We start from the raw sequence: 17817 nt of genomic DNA on the forward strand, positions 1-17817 counted from the left end.
CCTTCGTCTGCTCGGTGGGTTCAGGCGTGTGCGTGCAGCGGCTTGCCGGCGAGCGCGAGGTGCGCCTCGCCGAGAGCCTCGTTCTGGGTGGGGTGGGCGTGCACCAGCGGAGCCACGTCCTCGGGGTACCCCTCCCAGCCGTAGATCAGCTGGGCCTCCCCGACGAGCTCGCCGACCCGGTCGCCGACCAGGTGGATCCCGATCACGGGACCGTCGGTGCGGCGGACCAGCTTGACGAACCCCTGGGTCTTGAGGATCTGGCTCTTGCCGTTGCCCCCGAGGTCGTAGGTGAGCGTCTCGACCGCGTCGGCGCCGTGGCGCTCGACGGCCGCCGCCTCGGTGAGCCCGACCGAGGCGACCTCGGGGTGGGAGTAGGTGACCCGCGGGATCGCGGACTCGTCCAGCGGCGCCGGCTCGAGCCCGGCGATGTCCTCGGCGACGAAGATGCCCTGCGCGAAGCCGCGGTGCGCCAGCTGCAGGCCCGGCACGATGTCGCCGACGGCGCGCACGCCCTCGACGTTGGTGCGGCAGCGCTCGTCGGCGAGCACGAAGCCGCGCTCCATGGCGACGCCCTGCTCGTCGTACCCGAGGCCGTCGGTGACCGGGCCGCGGCCGACGGCGACGAGCAGCAGCTCGGCCTCGATCACGTCCCCGCCCTCGACGGTGACGGCGACGCCGTCGTCGGTGGTCTTGACGCTCTGGAACGGGGTGCCGGTGCGGAAGGCGATGCCGCGCTTGCGGAACGCGCGCTCCAGCGCCTTCGAGGACGCCTCGTCCTCGGCCGCGACCAGCCGGGGGAGCGCCTCGACGATGGTGACCTCGGCGCCGAAGCTGCGCCAGACGCTCGCGAACTCGCAGCCGATGACGCCGCCGCCGAGCACGACGACCGAGGCGGGGACGCGGTCCAGGCGCAGGGCGTGGTCGGAGGTGAGCACGCGCTCGCCGTCGACCTCGAGGCCGGGCAGCGAGCGGGCGTAGGAGCCGGTGGCCAGCACCAGGTGGCGACCGGTGTACGTCGTGCCGCCGACGGTCACCTCGCGCGGCCCGGTCATCCGGCCCTCGCCCTCGACGACGGTGATCCCGCGGGACTTGATCAGGCCGGCGAGGCCCTTGAAGAGCCGGCCGACGACGCCCTCCTGGTAGGACCGCACGGCCGGCATGTCGATGCCCTCGAGCGTGGCGCGGACGCCGAACTGCTCGGCGGTGCGGGCGGAGTCGGCGACCTCGGCGGCGTGCAGCAGCGCCTTGGTCGGGATGCAGCCCTCGTGCAGGCAGGTGCCGCCGAGGTTGCCCTTCTCGACCAGACCCACGCGCAGACCGAGCTGCGCGGCCCGCAGGGCACAGGCGTACCCCCCCGATCCGGCACCGAGGACGAGGACGTCGAAGTCGGCGTCACCGGCGTCGTGGGGATCGGCCACCGTGGTCCTTCCGTGGGTCGGGCGGGGAATGCCGTCCATCCTTGCACTTTCCTGGCTCGGGTCCACACCTGCCCCGAAGGGGCACTTCGGCGGTCCCGCCTGCGCGGTGCCGGGTGACCGGGCAGACTGGGCGCATGGGTTGGACAGACCGGTTCCGCCGCGGCATGAGCCCGCGCATGCGGAAGCCAGCAAGCGACGGCTACCGCACCGGGTCGACGCAGGTGCGCGCGGCCGACAAGGTCGACGAGACGCACCTGCACGAGTGGGTCACCGCGCGCCGCGGTGTCGAGGGGTTCGTCGAGCCGCGCACCGCGGTCAGCGACGTGACGCTGCTGCTCGTCGCCCACGACGGCGAGTGGACCCGGCGCCGGGTCCCGTCGGTCGAGTGGGCGCACAAGTTCTGCAACACCTACCAGGTCCCGTCGTACGACGCGGCCGTCGTCGGCATCCCGCAGCGGATGCGCGACTGGAACCGCCGCCAGAAGCAGCTCCGCAAGGAGCAGGGCCTCTGACGCCGTACCTCTGCTGTGGATGACCCCGCCGAGTCGGCGCACATGTGCGCCGACTCGGCGGGGTTCTGCACAGGTCGGGGTTCGGGGGGGTCAGGCGTCCTGGTCGGCGAGGGCGCGGGCGAGGTCGACCAGGGTGGCGACCCCGAAGCCGGTGCCGCCGGCGGTGACGTGCCCCGAGGGGCCGCTCGAGGTGAAGCCCGGGCCGGCGATGTCGAGGTGGGCCCAGGGCAGGCCGCCGGTGAACTGGCGCAGGAACGCCGCGGCGAACAGGCCGCCGCCCCAGCGGATCCAGTCGTGCTGGGCGAGGTCGGCGACCTTGCTGCTGCGGATCCGCTCCTCCATGTGCTCGGGGATCGGCATCGGCCACAGCTCCTCGCCGGCGACCTTGCCCGCCGCGAGGACCCGCGCGACGACGTCCTCGTCGCCCATCACACCGGCGACCTTGTCGCCGAGGGCGACGACCATGTGACCGGTGAGGGTCGCGATGTCGACGATCAGGTCCGGCTGCACCTCGATCGCGCGCCCGAGCGCGTCGCCGAGGACCAGGCGGCCCTCCGCGTCGGTGTTGAGCACCTCCACGGTGGTGCCGCCGTACATCGTCAGGACGTCGCCGGGCCGGGTCGCGTTGCCCGAGACCATGTTCTCCGCCATCGGCACGAAGGTGCTGACCCGGACGGGGAGGCCGAGCGCCGCGATGGCGAACGTCGCCTGCACGGCCGCGGCGGCGCCGGCCATGTCGGACTTCATCTCGCCCATGCTCGCGGCCGGCTTGATGGTGAGCCCGCCGGAGTCGAAGGTGATGCCCTTGCCGACCAGCGCGAGGTGTGTGACGGCCTTCTTGGGCGTGTAGGTCAGCTCGACCAGGCGCGGCGGGGCGCTCGACCCGGCGCCGACGCCGAGGATGCCCCCGCAGCCGAGCTCGGCGAGCTGCTGCTCGTCGAGCACGGTGACCTTGACCTTCGGTGCGCCGCGGCCCTTGCCGAGGTCCTTGGCGGCCGCGGCGACGGCGTCCGCGAACGCCGGCGGGGTCAGGTCTCCGGGCGGGGTGTTCACCCAGTCGCGGGTGGTGGCGACCGCGGCGGCGACGACCTGCGCGTCCTCGAACGCCTTCGTGGCCTCCTTGCGGCGCGCCAGCGCGCTGAGGAGGACGACGTCCCCGGGCGCCTCGCGTCCCGCGTCCTTCTTGTACGTCGTGAACGCGTACCCGCCGAGCAGCCAGCCCTCGGTCACCGCGCGGATCAGCTCGGCCGACCCCGCGGGCAGCGCGACCGCGACCGAGGCGGCGTTGGTGACCGCGCGGGCCGCGGCGCCGGCGGCGCGGCGTACGGCGTTCGGGGTGGCCTCCTTGCCGAGCCCGACCAGCACCAGCAGCGGCGTGGACAGCGTGTCCCCGGTCGGCACCTTGACCACCTCGCCGGCCTTGCCGGTGACGCCGAGCGTGGCGAGCAGCGGCCGGAGCTTGCGGCCGTAGGCCTTGGCCACGTCGTCGCCGCCGTCGGCGAGCGTCGCGCCGTCCGCTCCCTGGAGGACCCCGACGACCACCGCGTCCGCTCGGGTCTTGGCGGGGCTGGCGTTGCGCAGGGTGTAGGAGGTCACCGCCGCAGGATAGTCGCCTGCTGGGGTAGGTTCCGGACCATGCCCGCCCTGCCCGCCGAGGACCCCTCGCTGCTCCGCTCCCCGCTGCACGAGCGGCACGTCGCCCTGGGGGCCAAGCTCGCCGAGTTCGGCGGCTGGGCGATGCCGCTGGAGTACCCCACCGGCGTGGTCAAGGAGCACACCGCGGTCCGCGAGGCGGTCGGCATCTTCGACGTCAGCCACCTCGGCAAGGCCTCGGTCACCGGCCCGGGCGCCGCGGCGTACGTCAACGCCACGCTGACCAACGACCTCGCCAAGATCCGGCCCGGCAAGGCGCAGTACACGCTGTGCTGCGACGAGGAGACCGGCGGGATCGTCGACGACCTGATCGCCTACTGGTACGACGACGAGCGGGTGCTGCTGGTGCCGAACGCCGCCAACACCGCCGAGGTCGTGCGCCGGCTCGCGGCCGGGGCGCCCGAGGGCGTCGTGGTCACCGACGAGCACCGCGACCACGTGGTGCTCGCCGTGCAGGGACCGCTGAGCGACCAGGTGCTGTCCGCGGTGGGGCTGCCCGTGGGCCACGAGTACATGTCGTTCGCCGAGGCGCCGTTCGCGGGCACCGACGTCGTCGTGTGCCGCACCGGCTACACCGGCGAGCGCGGCTACGAGCTGGTCGCCCCGGTGGCGGTGGCCGAGGCCCTCTGGGACGCTCTCGTGAGCGCGGGGGAGCCGCACGGGATGCTGCCCTGCGGGCTCGGCGCCCGCGACACGCTGCGCACCGAGATGGGCTACCCGCTGCACGGCCAGGACATCTCCCTCGACACCACCCCCAACCAGGGCCGGGTCGGCTGGGCGGTCGGCTGGGACAAGGACGCCTTCTGGGGCCGCGACGCGATCCTCGCCGAGAAGGCCGCCGGACCGCGCCGGGTGCTGCGCGGGATCGTGGCGACCGGCCGGGCCATCCCGCGCCCGGGGATGTCGGTCTCGCTGACCCCCGACGTGCTGGTCGGCGTGGTCACCTCCGGCACCTTCTCGCCCACCCTGCGCCAGGGCGTGGGCCTCGCGCTGGTCTCCACCTCCGTCGCGCCGGACGCCGAGGTCGGCGTCGACGTCCGCGGCCGGCGCGAGATCTTCCGGCTGACCAGGCCGCCCTTCGTCGACCCGTCCGTGCGAGAGGACTGAGGCATGACCCTCCCCGAGCCGCCCACCAGCTTCCGGCACCCGTCCCCGACCGAGCGCCCGTGGCACTGGCGCCTGGAGGACGGGGCCGGCACCGAGGTCGAGATCGAGGGCGACCTCGCCGGCCAGCGCTTCGCCAGCCAGGCCGACGCAGAGTCCTGGGTCGGCGAGACCTTCTCCGAGCTCGCCGCCGCCGGGGTCGACGCGGTGACCCTCTTCGAGCTCGACCGGCAGGTCTACGGACCGATGTCGCTGCACCCCTAGGGACCGCACGGTGCGCGCCGACGACGACCTCACGGCGTACGCCGGCGCCCGCTGGCCGGTGCTGGTGCGCACCCTGGTCCTCGTCGGCTGTCCCGACCCGCTCGCCCCCGACGTCGCCCTCGACGCGCTGGCCCGCAGCCGCCGGTCCTGGGCCGACGTCGCCCGCGGCGCGGACCCCGACACGCTCGTGCTCGGCGCCGTGCTCGCGGCGTGGGCCGCGCGGCGGCGTACGGAGTGGTGGGTTGGGCTGCCCGCTCCCGAGCCGGACCCCGAGCCGGACCCCGACCGGGAGCCGGCCGAGGCCGCGCTCGACCGGCTGCCCGGTCCGGCACGGGAGGCGGTGGTGCTCCACGACGTGGCGGGGCTCGGCGCCGACCGGGTCGCCGAGGTGCTGGAGGTTCCGGTGGCGGCGGTGCGCGACGTCCTCGACGGGTGGACGGGGAGCGAGGACCTGCGGCGCGCCGCCGAGGCGGTGCCGGTGCTGGCCGCGCCGGACGACGCGGCGGTCGCGGCGCGGGCCGGGACGCAGGGCCGGGGGCGGCGGCGTCGTACCGCTGCCGCCGTCGGCGCGGGCGCCCTCGTGGTGGCGGGGCTCGCGGCCTGGACCTGGACGTCGGGCGACGACGATCCGGCCCCGCCGGACGACCCCGACACCGCCCCGGCGCGGGCCGAGGTGGTGCGGGCGGAGAACCCCGTCGAGGTGGCGTGGTGGGCCGACGGCGTGCTCCACCTGCCGACGTCGCGGGTGCCGGTGCCGGCGGTGCGCTCGCTGGTGGGCGTCGGACCCGGCGCCGTGATCGACGACGGACGAGGCGGCATCGCGCTGGTGGAGCACGACGGGGACCGCACCGAGCTCGGTCGCGCCGCCGACGGCTCCTCCCTGGTCGGGTCCGGGGGCTGGGCGGCGTGGCGCGACCCCAGCGGCGACCTGGTGCTCGTCGACCTGGACATGGTCGAGGAGATCGACCGGGTGGGCGGCACGGACCTCGAACCGGTCGCGATCGACGGCGGCTGGCTCTACTACAACGAGGGGGACACCTCGTGGCGGGCCCGCCCCTTCGAGGAGAGCGCCCGGGTGTCGGGCTACCCGCTGCTCGACGTCGCCGGGGGCACCAAGGTCTTCCAGCGCGGGCCGACCTCGCTGCTGGTGGTGCGCTCGCAGGCTCCGCCGGGTCTGGTGCGTCCCGGCCGGGGGGCCCGGCTCAGCGACGACGGCGGGCTGCTGCTCACCAGCGACCGCGGTGGCGGCGGCGCGCTCCGGCTCTACGACGTGGGGTCCGGCACGGTGCTGCCCTCCGGGCTGGAGCCGGGGGAGGTGCCGGTCTCGGCGGGGCTGGGACGGCGCGGCACCCTCACGTACGTCGTGGGCCCGGCGGTGCAGCCGGTGGGGGAGGACGGGTTCTCGCGGCTCTCGCTCAGCGTCGCGCTCTCGCTGCGCACCTGCACGCCGTACGCCGGCGCCTGCGAGGACGTCGCCCGGCTCTCCGGCGCCGCGGCCCTCCCGGTGGTGTCGCACTGAGGCGTTCGCCTACGGTCGGGTCATGCGCAGCTTCCGCCAGGTCGACGTGTTCTCCGCCGAGCCGCTGCTCGGCAACCCGGTCGCCGTCGTCCACGACGCCGACGGCCTCGACGACGAGGAGATGGCGGCGTTCGCCCGCTGGACCAACCTCTCCGAGACGACGTTCCTCCTGACGCCGACCGACCCGGGCGCCGACTACCGGCTGCGGATCTGGACGCCGACCGGCGAGCTGCCGTTCGCCGGCCACCCGACGCTCGGCAGCGCGCACGCGTGGCTGGAGGCCGGTGGCGTCGCAGCCGGGGACCCGGCGGACGAGGGCGTGGTGCAGGAGTGCGGCGCCGGGCTGGTGCGGGTCCGCCGCGGTGAGGGCGGACGGCTCGCGTTCGCGGCCCCGCCGCTGGTGCGGTCCGGGCCGGTCGACGACGCCGACCTCACCCGGATCTGCCGGGCCCTGCGGATCGACCGGGGCGACGTCGTCGACGCGGCCTGGGTCGACAACGGACCGGGCTGGGTCGCGGTGCTGCTGCGCGACGCGGCCGCCGTGCTCGCCGTACGACCCGACGACGCGGCGTTCGACGGCCTCGACATCGGTGTCGTCGGCCTGTGGGAGCCGGGGGAGTCCGACGCGGACGTGGAGGTGCGGGCGTTCGTGCCGGAGATGGGGATCGGCGAGGACCCGGTCACCGGATCGCTCAACGCCGGCGTGGCGCAGTGGCTGGCCGGCTCGCGCCTGCCCTCGTCGTACGTCGCGGCGCAGGGCACCGCGATGCGCCGGCGCGGCCGGGTGCACGTGACGACCGCCGACGACGGGACCATCTGGGTGGGCGGCGACACGCGTACGACGATCAGCGGCACGCTCGACCTCTGACGGGGGCGCCCGGGGATACCCTCGACGCGTGCAGGCCTACCTCGACCTCGTCCGGCGCGTCCTCGACGAGGGCGTCGAGAAGCAGGACCGCACCGGCACCGGCACCCGCTCGGTCTTCGGCCACCAGCTCCGCTTCGACCTGGCCGAGGGCTTCCCGCTGGTCACCACCAAGAAGGTGCACACGCGGTCGGTCTTCGCCGAGCTGCTGTGGTTCCTGCGCGGCGACACCAACGTGAAGTGGCTCCAGGACCGCGGCGTGACCATCTGGGACGAGTGGGCAGACGAGCACGGCGACCTCGGTCCGGTGTACGGCGCCCAGTGGCGGTCGTGGCCCACGCCCGACGGCCGGCACGTCGACCAGGTCGCGCAGGTCGTCCAGCAGCTGCGCACCGACCCCGACTCGCGCCGCCACATCGTCAGCGCCTGGAACGTCGCCGACATCCCCGACATGGCGCTCGCGCCGTGCCACGCGCTCTTCCAGTTCTACGTCGCGCCGCAGGAGTCCGGGCCCGGGCGGCTCAGCTGCCAGCTCTACCAGCGCTCGGCCGACGTCTTCCTCGGTGTGCCGTTCAACATCGCCTCCTACGCGCTGCTGACGCACATGGTCGCCCAGGTGACCGGGCTCGAGGTCGGCGACTTCGTGCACACCTTCGGCGACGCCCACCTCTACCTCAACCACCTCGACCAGGCCCGGCTGCAGCTGACCCGCGAGCCGCGCCCGCTGCCCACGCTGCGCCTGGACCCCTCGGTCACCGAGCTCGACGCCTTCGACCTCGAGCACATCTCGCTGGAGGGCTACGACCCGCACCCGGGCATCAAGGCCCCGATCGCCGTATGAGCACCCCCGCCGGCAAGCGGGTGGTGCTGGTCGCCGCGGTCGCGCGCAACGGCGTGATCGGCGCCGGCCCCGACATCCCGTGGTCGCTGCCGGGCGAGCAGCGGCGGTTCAAGGAGCTCACCTGGGGTCACGTGCTGCTGATGGGGCGCACGACGTACGACTCGATCGGGCGGCCGCTCCCGGGCCGTACGACGGTCGTGCTGACCCGCGACCCGAGCTGGTCCGCCGACGGGGTGCTGGTGGCCCACGACGTCGACGCGGCGCTCGCGCTGGCCGACGGGCTCGACGGCGACGTGATGGTCGCCGGCGGGGGAGAGGTCTACGCCGCCCTGCTGCCGCACGCCGACGAGCTGGTGCTCAGCGAGGTCGACCTGGAGCCCGCGGGCGACGCGTTCTTCCCGGCGTACGACGAGGCGGCGTGGCCCGAGACCGCGCGGGAGCACCACGAGGGGTACGACCGGGTGTTCCGCGCGCGGTCCGGGCCCGTCTGAGAGGCTGGGGCCATGGAGCTGCGCATCTTCACCGAGCCTCAGCAGGGCGCGACGTACGACGACCTCCTCGCGGTGGCTCGGGAGGCCGAACGACTCGGCTTCGGGGCGTTCTTCCGCTCCGACCACTACCTGGGCATGGGCACCGAGGGCCTCCCCGGCCCGAGCGACGCCTGGGTGACGCTCGCCGGGTTGGCGCGCGACACCAGCACCATCCGGCTCGGCACGATGATGACCAGCGCGACGTTCCGATACCCGGGCCCGCTCGCGATCAGCGTCGCGAACGTCGACCAGATGAGTGGCGGCCGGGTCGAGCTCGGCATCGGCGCGGGCTGGTTCGAGGACGAGCACACCAAGTACGGCATCCCGTTCCCGTCCACCGGCGAGCGCTTCGACCGCTTCGAGGAGCAGCTCGCGGTGATCACCGGGCTGTGGTCGACCCGGGGCGGGTTCACCCACGAGGGCGAGCACTACCGCGTCGTCGACAGCCCCGGCCTGCCCAAGCCGGTGCAGACCGACGGCCGGCGCGGCGGCCCGCCGTTGTTGATCGGCGGGCTCGGCAAGAAGCGCACCCCCGCCCTCGCCGCGGCGTACGCGGACGAGTTCAACCTGCCGTTCGTCGACGAGGCCACCACCGAGGCGCAGTTCGCCCGGGTGCGCGCGGCCTGCGAGGCCGCCGACCGCGACCCGGCCACGATGACCTGGTCCAACGCGCTGGTCGTGTGCGTCGGTGCCGACGAGGACGAGATCACCCGCCGGGCCGCGGCCATCGGCCGGGAGAAGGACGAGCTGCGCGAGAACGGCCTCGCCGGCACGCCCCAGGAGGTCGTCGACAAGATCGGCCGGTACGCCGCCCTCGGCGCCGAGCGCGTCTACCTCCAGGTCCTCGACCTCGCCGACCTCGACCACCTGCGGCTGATCGCCGCCGAGGTGCTCCCGCACGTCTGAGAGGTTGCCGTGATCAGCGTGATGACGCCCGACCGCCTCGATGCGTGCGCGGAGCTGTACGTCGAGGTCTTCCGTGCGCCGCCGTGGGACGAGACGTGGCGGCTCGAGGACGCCCGACAGCGCTTGTCGGACTTCCTCGGCGCGCCGCGGTCGAGGGGGCTCTGCCTGGCCGGGCCGGACGGCGTCCTCCTGGGCTTCGCGCTCGGACGGAGGGAGCGCTACCAAGACGAGGACCACTTCCTGCTCCAGGAGATGTGCGTCCGTCCGGACCAGCAGGGGCAGGGCCACGGCTCGGCCCTGCTCGAGGCGCTCACTGCGGACCTCGCCGACCTCCGGCACTGGTACCTGACGACCATGCGGGACGGCCCTGCAGCCGCCTTCTACGCCAGGCACGGCTTCCAGCCAGCGGCTCGTCAGGGCATCTTCGTCAGGCCGTGACCTCGAGCGCGGTCCCTGGGAGTGACCGTCACCTCGCCGGTGGTTGAGCGCCGGTGGTTGAGGAGCGAAGGCGCTCTGCGCCTGAGTGTTGTCGGAACCCGGTGACCCGACAAGCGACCGCAACCCGGGCGTATCGGACAGGTCCGGGACGTGCCGAGGTCCCCGCCGTGGTGATGCGTACGACGGGGTCCGGGGCTCGGTGGTCAGGGGTCGGTGTGATCTGCGGGCTGGGTGCCGGTGTGGTCGCGGATGAAGATCAGTCCGTGGGGGCTGCGCCATCGGAAGGTGGTCTCGTCGAGGGCGACGTAGGTCCAGCGGCCGTGGGTCTTGACCCGGTGATGTCGTCGGCAGAGTGGGGCGGTGTTGCAGGAGCAGGTGGTGCCGCCTTTGGATGCGGCGGTGACGTGGTCGCAGTCGGCTTTCCTGCCGGGTCGGGTGCACCAGGGGAAGACACAGGTGTGGTGGAGCAGGACCTGGCGTTCCCGGAGCCGGTCGGGGACCTCGTAGGCGTCGGTGGCGATGTGGCCGGTGAGGTCGATGACCGGCTTGACGACCACCTGGGTGTCGGGGTTGGCACACCAGGCCTTGACCTGCTCGGCGTCGATGAAGGAGCGGGTGTTCTCGATCCGCGCCAGGAACAGCTCATCTGTTTCGCCGGTGCCAGTGCCGGTGATCGCGGCGGCGGCGAGGTGGGCGTGCAGCACCACCTGGCGTGGCATGGTCCGCTTGGACCGCTTCTTGCTCGTCTCCTCAGTGCCTTCAGCGTTCAGCTCGAGCGCGAGTTGGCGGCGGGCGAGGTCGCCGGCGGCGATCGAGCGGCGCACGTCCAGGGAGAGGTCCGACCCGAGGTCGGCAAGGTGGGCGGCGCCGCGCTTGACGGCTTCGTCGAGGTCGATCGCGTCGGCTAGGTCCAGGACGCCCTCGACGCTGATGGTGCCGTCGTAGGAGACCTGATGGGTGTCGATGTCGAACCGTCGTACGTCCGCGGCAGCCAGCCGGCGGGCCTTCGCTTCGTCGGGGTCGAACCGGACCAGGGCTTCCTCAATGAGCCGGTCCAGGGCGGCGATGCCGATCTTGTGCGCGACCGGGGCGACGTGCCGGTCGACGTACTCCGCACCGTCGATCGGCAGGGAGATGGTCTGCTGGGCGATCCGGCGGGCCTTCCAGGCCGGCAGCTCATCCGCTTGCACCCGTGCGTAGACGCGGCGCAGGCGGTGGGCCAGCTCGACGGCCTCACCCAGGTACGCGGCGCCGGCGTCCGAAGTGATGCCCATCGCGGCCGCGAACTCGCACACGCTGAACTCCGCGACCAGTGGGGCGCCTTCGCCGGCGACCATCAGATGACCTTCGGCGCCGGGGAGCATCGCTGCGAGGTGGTGGTCGCGCTCGTCGACGGAGTGGATCCCCGCCCAGGCCACCGCGGCGGCGAGCAGGTCGGCGGCGGCCTGGTGCTCGTCGCGCCGACGTTCGCGCACCCGGGACAGCACGTCGGCTGCGGCGTCGAGGGCGGGGGTGGTGGTCATGCCCTCATTCTATTCGAACGTGTGTTCGAGCGGAAGGCTTGAAGTCGGGTCTGTGGTAGGAGATTTGCAGTGGTAGTGGTGGGTTCTCGGGTCACCGGGTCTCGACAACGCTCAGGCGCGGAGCGCCTTCGCTGCTCGACCACCGGGGGCCGACGTACCCACGCCGGACACAAGCGCCGACTCGGCGTACCCACGCCGGACACAAGCGCCGACTCGGCGTACCCACGCCGGACACAAGCGCCGACTCGGCGGGCTTCGCGGCGGGTGTGCGGGGGAGTGGGGGGCGTGCGGGATAACCTGAGCCCATGACGTCCGCGCCCGCTGCACCCTTCGGTCGTGTGCTCACGGCGATGGCCACCGCGTTCCACGACGACGGCAGTGTCGACCCCGACGGGACGGCGCGGATCGCGGCCCACCTCGTCGAGCACGGGCACGACGGCGTCGTGGTGTCCGGGACCACGGGGGAGTCGCCGACGACCTCGGTGGCCGAGGACGGCGAGCTGCTCGCCGCGGTGATCGACGCGGTCGGCGACCGGGCGGTCGTCATCGCCGGCGTCGGCACCAACTCCACGGCGCACTCGGTCGAGCTGATGCGCCAGGCCGAGAAGCACGGCGCCGACGGCGCGCTCCTCGTGACGCCGTACTACAACAAGCCCGGCCAGGCCGGCGTCCTGCACCACTTCCGCACGGTCGTGGAGGCCAGCGACCTGCCGGTGATGTTGTACGACGTGCCCGGCCGCACCGCGACCACGATCGCGCTCGAGACCTACGAGCGCGCGGCCGAGTGGGACACCGTCGTGGCCGTCAAGGACGCCGTCGGCGACTTCGCCCGCGGCATCCGCCTCCAGCAGCTCGGCTACGCCGTCTACTCCGGCGACGACGCCGCCAACCTCGGCTGGCTGGCGCACGGCGCCGCCGGGTTCGTGAGCGTCGTCGGGCACGTGGCCGGCGACCAGCTCCGTGCCCTGGCCGACACGTTCGAGTCGGGCGACCACGCCGGCGCCCTCGAGATCTTCACGCGGCTGCTCCCCGCGATCGACGCCGTGATGGGCGTCGACAACTACGGAGCCACCACCGCCAAGGGCGGTCTCCAGCTCCTCGGGGTGCTCGACAACCGCAACGTCCGGGCGCCCCTGGTGCCGCTGGACGAGACGGAGCTCGAGGCACTGCGCGCAGGGCTGGTGGCCGCCGACCTGCTGTAGAGGACATCCATGAGTCATCCCCATCCTGAGCTCTCCGCGCCTGCTGCACTGCCGACGGGAGGGCTCCGGGTCACGCCGTTCGGCGGGCTCGGCGAGGTCGGGCGCAACATGACCGCCTTCGAGTACGACGGCCGGTTGCTGATCGTCGACTGCGGCGTGCTGTTCCCCGAGGACCACCAGCCCGGCGTCGACCTGATCCTGCCCGACTGGAGCTCGATCCGGGACCGGCTCGACGACGTCGAGGCCCTCGTCCTCACCCACGGCCACGAGGACCACATCGGCGCCACGCCGTACCTCCTGCGGGAGCGCCGCGACATCCCGCTCGTCGGCTCGAAGCTCACCCTGGCCCTGCTCGACAGCAAGCTGCGCGAGCACCGGCTCCGGGAGACCGTCCACCACACGGTCAAGGAGGGCGACCGGCTGCGGCTGGGGCCCTTCGACCTCGAGTTCGTCGCGGTCAACCACTCCATCCCCGACGCGCTGGCCGTGGCCATCCGGACCCCTGCGGGCCTGGTCCTGCACACCGGCGACTTCAAGATGGACCAGCTGCCGCTGGACGGCCGGATCACCGACCTGAATGCCTTCGCCCGCCTCGGCGACGAGGGGGTCGACCTCTTCCTCACCGACTCCACCAACGCCGAGACGCCGGGCTTCACGCCGGCCGAGAAGTCGATCACCCCGGTCATCGACCAGGTCTTCCGTGAGTCCCGGCAGCGGATCATCGTGGCCTGCTTCGCCTCCCACGTGCACCGGGTCCAGCAGGTCCTCGACGCCGCGGTCGCGCACCGCCGCAAGGTCGCGTACGTCGGCCGCTCGATGGTGCGCAACATGGGCATCGCCCGCGACCTGGGCTACCTCCGGGTCCCCGAGGGCGTGCTCGTCGAGGCCAAGGAGCTCGCCGACCTGCCGCCCGAGCGCCAGGTGCTGATCTCGACGGGGTCGCAGGGCGAGCCGATGAGCGCGCTGAGCCGGATCGCCCAGCGCAACCACCACTTCGTGCACATCGAGGAGGGCGACACCGTCCTGCTCGCCTCGAGCCTGATCCCGGGCAACGAGAACGCCGTCTACCGCGTCATCAACGGCCTCTCCCGCTGGGGCGCCCGCGTGGTGCACAAGGGCAACGCCCTGGTCCACGTCAGCGGCCACGCCAGCGCCGGCGAGCTCCTCTACTGCTACAACATCGTCAAGCCGCGCAACGTGCTGCCGGTGCACGGCGAGATCCGGCACATGCTGGCCAACGCCGAGCTCGCCCGGGCCACCGGCGTCGAGAACGTCGTGGTCGCCGAGGACGGCGTGGTCGTCGACCTGGTCGACGGGGTGGCGCGGATCGTCGGCAAGGTCGAGTGCGGCAACGTGTTCGTCGACGGCTCCTCGGTCGGCGACGTCACCGAGTCCGACCTCAAGGACCGCCGGATCCTGGGCGAGGAGGGCTTCGTCTCGATCATCGTGGTCATCGACTCCGTCAGCGGCAAGGTCGCCTCCGGGCCCGAGATCCACGCCCGTGGCAACGCGCTCGACGACGCCAGCTTCGAGGAGATCAAGCAGCCGATCGTCGACGCCCTCGACCTGGCGATCGCGGAGGGCAACACCGACTCCTACCAGCTCCAGCAGACGATGCGCCGGGTCGTCGGCCGCTGGGTGAACACCACCCACCGCCGCCGCCCGATGATCATCCCGGTCGTCATCGACGCCTGAGCAGCGCGGCCCACCACGCAACAGCGCCGCGCCGGAGGAGCTCCGGCGCGGCGCTGCTACTGGTGGGGGAGGGGCGTCAGTACTGCTGCGCGCCCCTCTTCTTGATCACCTTCAGCCGGAAGGTGTCCTTGCTGGGCGCGACGGTGCGCGACCCCAGGTAGGACGCCGTGAGCGTGCGGGTGCCGGGCTTCAGCCGGTCGGTGCGGGTGACCTTGATCAGCACCCGGCCCGCGCGGTTGAGCTTGCCGGTCGCGAGCACCTTGCCGCGGAAGATGATCTGCACCTTGCCGCCGGCGGCAGCGGCCCGTGCCGTCGCCCGCTTGTCGCCCGGGGTGGTGACCTTCACGGCGGCGCGGAAGACGCCGCCCTTGACGATCGTCCGCGGGACGGCGTGGGCGCGGGTCCGAGAGGCAGCCACCTTCTCGCACACGGTGACCGACACGTTGTCGACGTACCAACCGTCGAGGCCGCCACACCCGTCACGACCCATGTCGAACCGGAACCGCAGCTCGTCGCCCGGGTCCGCACCCGGGATCGCGCCGAGGTCGACGATCGAGGTGCCCCACGAGCCGCCCGGCTCGTTGCCGTCGGTGCCCGTGTAGGCGCGCTCGCCGGCCATCGGGTTGGTGTTGTCGGCCGCCGCGGACTCGAGCTCGGCGCCCGGGGCGTTGAAGAGGTACGCCGCCGTCGGGACGATCTCGAAGGCGCCGCCGTCGACGCTCACCTTGACGTTGGCGCCGTCGTAGCCGACCTCGGTGGCCACGTAGTGGTCGAACGAGAGCTTGGCCCCCGTGCCGGCCGGGTAGGTGACCGCCGGGCTGATCAGGCCGTTGCGGCTGGAGACGTCGGCCGCGTCACGGTTGCAGCTGCCGGTCCGCGGGTCGGGCGCGAAGGCGACACCGCCCCGGTGGCCGCCGGGAGCCGACGTGCTGGCCTCCCACGGAATGCTGGAGGCGCCGAGGTAGACGACCTCCTCGTCCTGGGTCCACCCGGCGAGGCCGTCGGAGAAGTCCTCGCTCCAGGTGGCGTCGGACACGAAGCCCTTGCCGCACAGCGACGGCGCGCCCTTGGCCAGCAGCGGGCCGAAGTTGCACTGGACCGGCTCCTTGGCCAGCTCGACCGCCTGGGTGGCGCTGTCCGCAGCGGCGCAGTCGGCCGTCGTGAAGGCGTCGGTCTTGGCGGGCGTGGCCGCACTGCCGCCGGTCGCGCTCTGGCCCAGCGTGACCCGGTTGACCTGCTGGCCGACCAGGTCGGTGCAGGAGGCCGCGAGCGCGTCATCAAGCTCGGGGAAGCCCGACGTCGGGGTGAGGTACTCCGACTGCGCGCGCCAGAAGAGGTGCGCGGCCTTGTCGAGCCCGATCGCCGGGACCTGGACGCCGTTGTAGGTGCTGCCGTCGACCATGAGCGCGAACGCGTGGTTCACGACGCCGGAGTTGGTGTGCACTCCGCCGCCGTCGGAGGTGTCGCAGTGGTACTCCGCGTCCGAGACCTTGCCCGGGTCGCCGTAGCAGGTGGGGTTCCACATGTCGCGGATCGCGCCGCCGAAGGCCGGGTCGTCCTCGCCGGAGAGCCAGCGTGCGGACGGGTCGTCGGGGGTCGTGGACGCGGTGATCCGCGCCGTGCTGGTGCCGGCGGTCTTGAACCGTCCGCCGGACTCGCCGTCGACCTGCAGCGCGGGGATGTCGAAGGTCGCGCTGCCCATGTCGTACGGCGCGTACCGCGGGTCGGAGCCGACGATGATTCCGGCGGCGCCGGCGTCCTCGGCGCGCTGGCCCTGGCTGGTGTAGGAGCAGCCCGTCGCGCCGAAGTTCTCGTCGACGTAGACCCAGTTGCCGGCGATGGCCGTGGCGTTGGTGAACGCCGAGCAGCCGTCGGTGGTGCTGCCGCTGAGGGCGCTGTCGGTGCCGACGACGACCTGGGGCGTGAGCACCTGCGTCGTGAACGCCGGCCCGCCGGCCGCGGGGACGGCCCGGCACGGGCCGGCGACGCTGGCCGGCGCCGTGATCTGCACCGAGATCCGCGCGGGGGTCTCCGCCGAGCAGTCGCCCTCGACGCGCCGCACCTGCTCTGAGGGCGTGTTCTGGCGGTCGTTGAGCATGTCGACCGTCTCGCCCCAGATGTCGGAGTAGGCCTCGTTCATCGCGCCGGACTGCCACTGGTAGACCAGCCCCGAGGTGTACTCGGTGTAGGCGTGGCCCCACTCGTGGGCGACGGTGTCGTCGCTGCTGACGCCGGAGCAGTAGTTGGTGGACGTGCCGTTCCAGCTGGCGTTCGGGCAGTTGATGCTCGGGTCGTTGTTGACCGTCACCATCGTCGCGCCGTCACCGTCGTAGCTGTCGTAGCCGAAGGTGTTCTGGAACATCCAGTAGGTCTCGCCCGCGCCGCGCACCTCGCTGGACTGGTCGGCGTCGAGCCCGGCGGGGAACGGGTCGCCCTCGGACCACGCCAGGGTGCGGGTGTCGTCGTCGAGGTTGGCGGGGGTGCCGTTGTCGTCGGCCTCGTAGAGCTCGCGGTCGAGCGCGTGGTTGATCATCGACCAGCGGTTGACCGGCTTGCCGGTGAGCGCGTCGAGGATCACCGACTCGCGGACGTCGTCCTCGTTGGTGACCTCGACGACCCAGGCGAGGACGGCCTCGCCCTCGACGCCGCGCGTCGAGCCCATCCGGTAGACCATCAGCTCGGTGCTCGCGGCCTTCACGCCGGTGACGTCCACGTCGCCGCGCGCCGCCCCGGACGGGGCCGCCTCGACGATGCGCCGAGCCTTCGTTGCGGCGTCCGCCTCGGTCAGCCGGGGGGTGACGTCGACGTCGAGGTCGGGGGCCGCGAACCCGTTGACGGCCGTGAGGTCGCCCTGGGCGTCGACGTGCGCGCGCAGCTCGGCGGCGAACACCGGGACGCCGCGGTGGCTCTGGGTGTACTCGACGGTCCAGCCGCCGAGCGTCTTGCGCACGGCCGACTGCTCCAGCTCGGCCGGCCGGGCGCCGAACGCCCCGGCGTACTCGTCGAGGTAGGCGTCGGCCTTCGCCGCCGCCCCCTTCGCCGAGCCGGCGTCGACCGAGGGGAGCAGGTCACCGGAGGCGGTGCGGACGAAGCCGACCCGTCCGGTGGCGCTCTCGGTGGAGAGCCGGACCGCGCCGTCCGCCTCGCTCTTCATCCGCTGGACGAGGGATCGGTCTGCGGCGGGGGCCGCGGGGGCGGCGCTCGCGGGGACCGCTGGGACGGCTGCGAGGCCGGCCCCGAGAAGCGCAAGGCTGAGGCCCTGCTTGAGGAGATTCACGAGATTGTTGCCCCTTCGGGTGCCATGGGGAGCCGCCCGGGAGGAGGCGGTCGCGGGGAACCCTAGGGAC

Annotated in this window: 15 protein-coding genes; 11 read left to right on the forward strand and 4 right to left on the reverse strand. The window is 73.2% G+C overall.

Annotated features, from left to right (window positions below):
• Positions 1-20: 20 nt before the first annotated feature.
• Complete coding sequence (lpdA, locus tag H4O22_RS08485; protein WP_244963163.1) at positions 21-1418, reverse strand: dihydrolipoyl dehydrogenase; 1398 nt, start codon at positions 1416-1418, stop codon at positions 21-23.
• 134 nt (positions 1419-1552) lie between these two features.
• On the opposite strand from lpdA, the gene H4O22_RS08490 reads away from it, so the two are divergent.
• Entirely contained in the window at positions 1553-1930 is a 378-nt protein-coding gene (locus H4O22_RS08490; protein ID WP_244963164.1) for a hypothetical protein, read from the forward strand.
• 90 nt (positions 1931-2020) lie between these two features.
• On the opposite strand, the gene H4O22_RS08495 is transcribed toward H4O22_RS08490, so the two are convergent.
• The gene (locus H4O22_RS08495) at positions 2021-3526 is read right to left on the reverse strand and encodes a leucyl aminopeptidase (protein ID WP_182526562.1); all 1506 of its coding nucleotides are present in this window, start codon (positions 3524-3526) and stop codon (positions 2021-2023) included.
• A 39-nt stretch (positions 3527-3565) separates the two neighbouring features.
• Here H4O22_RS08495 and gcvT point away from each other — a divergent pair, with 39 nt between their 5' ends.
• From gcvT to H4O22_RS08535, 8 genes are read left to right on the forward strand one after another with little or no spacing between them, the layout of a single operon-like run.
• Positions 3566-4690 carry a glycine cleavage system aminomethyltransferase GcvT gene (gcvT, locus tag H4O22_RS08500; protein WP_182526563.1) on the forward strand — a complete coding sequence of 375 codons (1125 nt, stop codon included), beginning with the start codon at positions 3566-3568 and terminating at the stop codon, positions 4688-4690.
• A gap of 3 nt (positions 4691-4693) precedes the next feature.
• Positions 4694-4951 carry a hypothetical protein gene (locus H4O22_RS08505; RefSeq protein ID WP_182526564.1) on the forward strand — a complete coding sequence of 86 codons (258 nt, stop codon included), beginning with the start codon at positions 4694-4696 and terminating at the stop codon, positions 4949-4951.
• 10 nt (positions 4952-4961) lie between these two features.
• Complete coding sequence (locus tag H4O22_RS08510; RefSeq protein ID WP_182526565.1) at positions 4962-6470, forward strand: sigma factor-like helix-turn-helix DNA-binding protein; 1509 nt, start codon at positions 4962-4964, stop codon at positions 6468-6470.
• Positions 6471-6492: 22 nt separating this feature from the next.
• On the forward strand, positions 6493-7338 hold the full coding sequence (locus H4O22_RS08515) for a PhzF family phenazine biosynthesis protein (RefSeq protein ID WP_182526566.1): 846 nt from the start codon (positions 6493-6495) through the stop codon (positions 7336-7338).
• 28 nt (positions 7339-7366) lie between these two features.
• Positions 7367-8176, forward strand: a complete 810-nt coding sequence (locus H4O22_RS08520) for a thymidylate synthase (protein ID WP_182526567.1) — start codon at positions 7367-7369, stop codon at positions 8174-8176.
• Positions 8173-8667, forward strand: a complete 495-nt coding sequence (locus H4O22_RS08525; RefSeq protein ID WP_182526568.1) for a dihydrofolate reductase — start codon at positions 8173-8175, stop codon at positions 8665-8667. The genes H4O22_RS08520 and H4O22_RS08525 overlap by 4 nt, the downstream gene beginning before the upstream one ends.
• Positions 8668-8679: 12 nt before the next feature.
• Complete coding sequence (locus tag H4O22_RS08530) at positions 8680-9612, forward strand: LLM class F420-dependent oxidoreductase (protein WP_182526569.1); 933 nt, start codon at positions 8680-8682, stop codon at positions 9610-9612.
• A gap of 9 nt (positions 9613-9621) precedes the next feature.
• Positions 9622-10050, forward strand: a complete 429-nt coding sequence (locus H4O22_RS08535) for a GNAT family N-acetyltransferase (protein WP_182526570.1) — start codon at positions 9622-9624, stop codon at positions 10048-10050.
• A 203-nt stretch (positions 10051-10253) separates the two neighbouring features.
• Here H4O22_RS08535 and H4O22_RS08540 read toward each other — a convergent pair whose 3' ends face one another.
• Complete coding sequence (locus tag H4O22_RS08540) at positions 10254-11573, reverse strand: HNH endonuclease (protein WP_182526571.1); 1320 nt, start codon at positions 11571-11573, stop codon at positions 10254-10256.
• Positions 11574-11878: 305 nt separating this feature from the next.
• Between H4O22_RS08540 and dapA the strand changes: the two genes are divergently transcribed.
• Both dapA and H4O22_RS08550 read left to right on the forward strand, forming a co-directional pair.
• The gene (gene dapA, locus H4O22_RS08545; RefSeq protein WP_182526572.1) at positions 11879-12775 is read left to right on the forward strand and encodes a 4-hydroxy-tetrahydrodipicolinate synthase; all 897 of its coding nucleotides are present in this window, start codon (positions 11879-11881) and stop codon (positions 12773-12775) included.
• Positions 12776-12784: 9 nt separating this feature from the next.
• On the forward strand, positions 12785-14470 hold the full coding sequence (locus H4O22_RS08550) for a ribonuclease J (RefSeq protein WP_182526573.1): 1686 nt from the start codon (positions 12785-12787) through the stop codon (positions 14468-14470).
• 76 nt (positions 14471-14546) lie between these two features.
• Here H4O22_RS08550 and H4O22_RS08555 read toward each other — a convergent pair whose 3' ends face one another.
• Positions 14547-17624 (reverse strand): M4 family metallopeptidase, encoded by a 3078-nt coding sequence (locus H4O22_RS08555; protein WP_182526574.1) that lies wholly within the window; start codon positions 17622-17624, stop codon positions 14547-14549.
• Between the last annotated feature and the right edge of the window lie 193 nt (positions 17625-17817).

Source organism: Nocardioides dongkuii (assembly GCF_014127485.1).
GTDB lineage: Bacteria > Actinomycetota > Actinomycetes > Propionibacteriales > Nocardioidaceae > Nocardioides > Nocardioides dongkuii.

Bases quoted from the DNA above. Each gene is read 5' to 3' on its own strand.
- H4O22_RS08555 (WP_182526574.1), bottom strand. From the start codon at position 17,624: ATGAAGAGCGAGGCGGACGGCGCGGTCCGGCTCTCCACCGAGAGCGCC.
- dapA (WP_182526572.1), top strand. From the start codon at position 11,879: ATGACGTCCGCGCCCGCTGCACCCTTCGGTCGTGTGCTCACGGCGATG.
- H4O22_RS08550 (WP_182526573.1), top strand. From the start codon at position 12,785: ATGAGTCATCCCCATCCTGAGCTCTCCGCGCCTGCTGCACTGCCGACG.
- H4O22_RS08515 (WP_182526566.1), top strand. From the start codon at position 6,493: ATGCGCAGCTTCCGCCAGGTCGACGTGTTCTCCGCCGAGCCGCTGCTC.
- H4O22_RS08540 (WP_182526571.1), bottom strand. From the start codon at position 11,573: ATGACCACCACCCCCGCCCTCGACGCCGCAGCCGACGTGCTGTCCCGG.
- H4O22_RS08530 (WP_182526569.1), top strand. From the start codon at position 8,680: ATGGAGCTGCGCATCTTCACCGAGCCTCAGCAGGGCGCGACGTACGAC.
- H4O22_RS08490 (WP_244963164.1), top strand. From the start codon at position 1,553: ATGGGTTGGACAGACCGGTTCCGCCGCGGCATGAGCCCGCGCATGCGG.
- H4O22_RS08505 (WP_182526564.1), top strand. From the start codon at position 4,694: ATGACCCTCCCCGAGCCGCCCACCAGCTTCCGGCACCCGTCCCCGACC.
- H4O22_RS08525 (WP_182526568.1), top strand. From the start codon at position 8,173: ATGAGCACCCCCGCCGGCAAGCGGGTGGTGCTGGTCGCCGCGGTCGCG.
- gcvT (WP_182526563.1), top strand. From the start codon at position 3,566: ATGCCCGCCCTGCCCGCCGAGGACCCCTCGCTGCTCCGCTCCCCGCTG.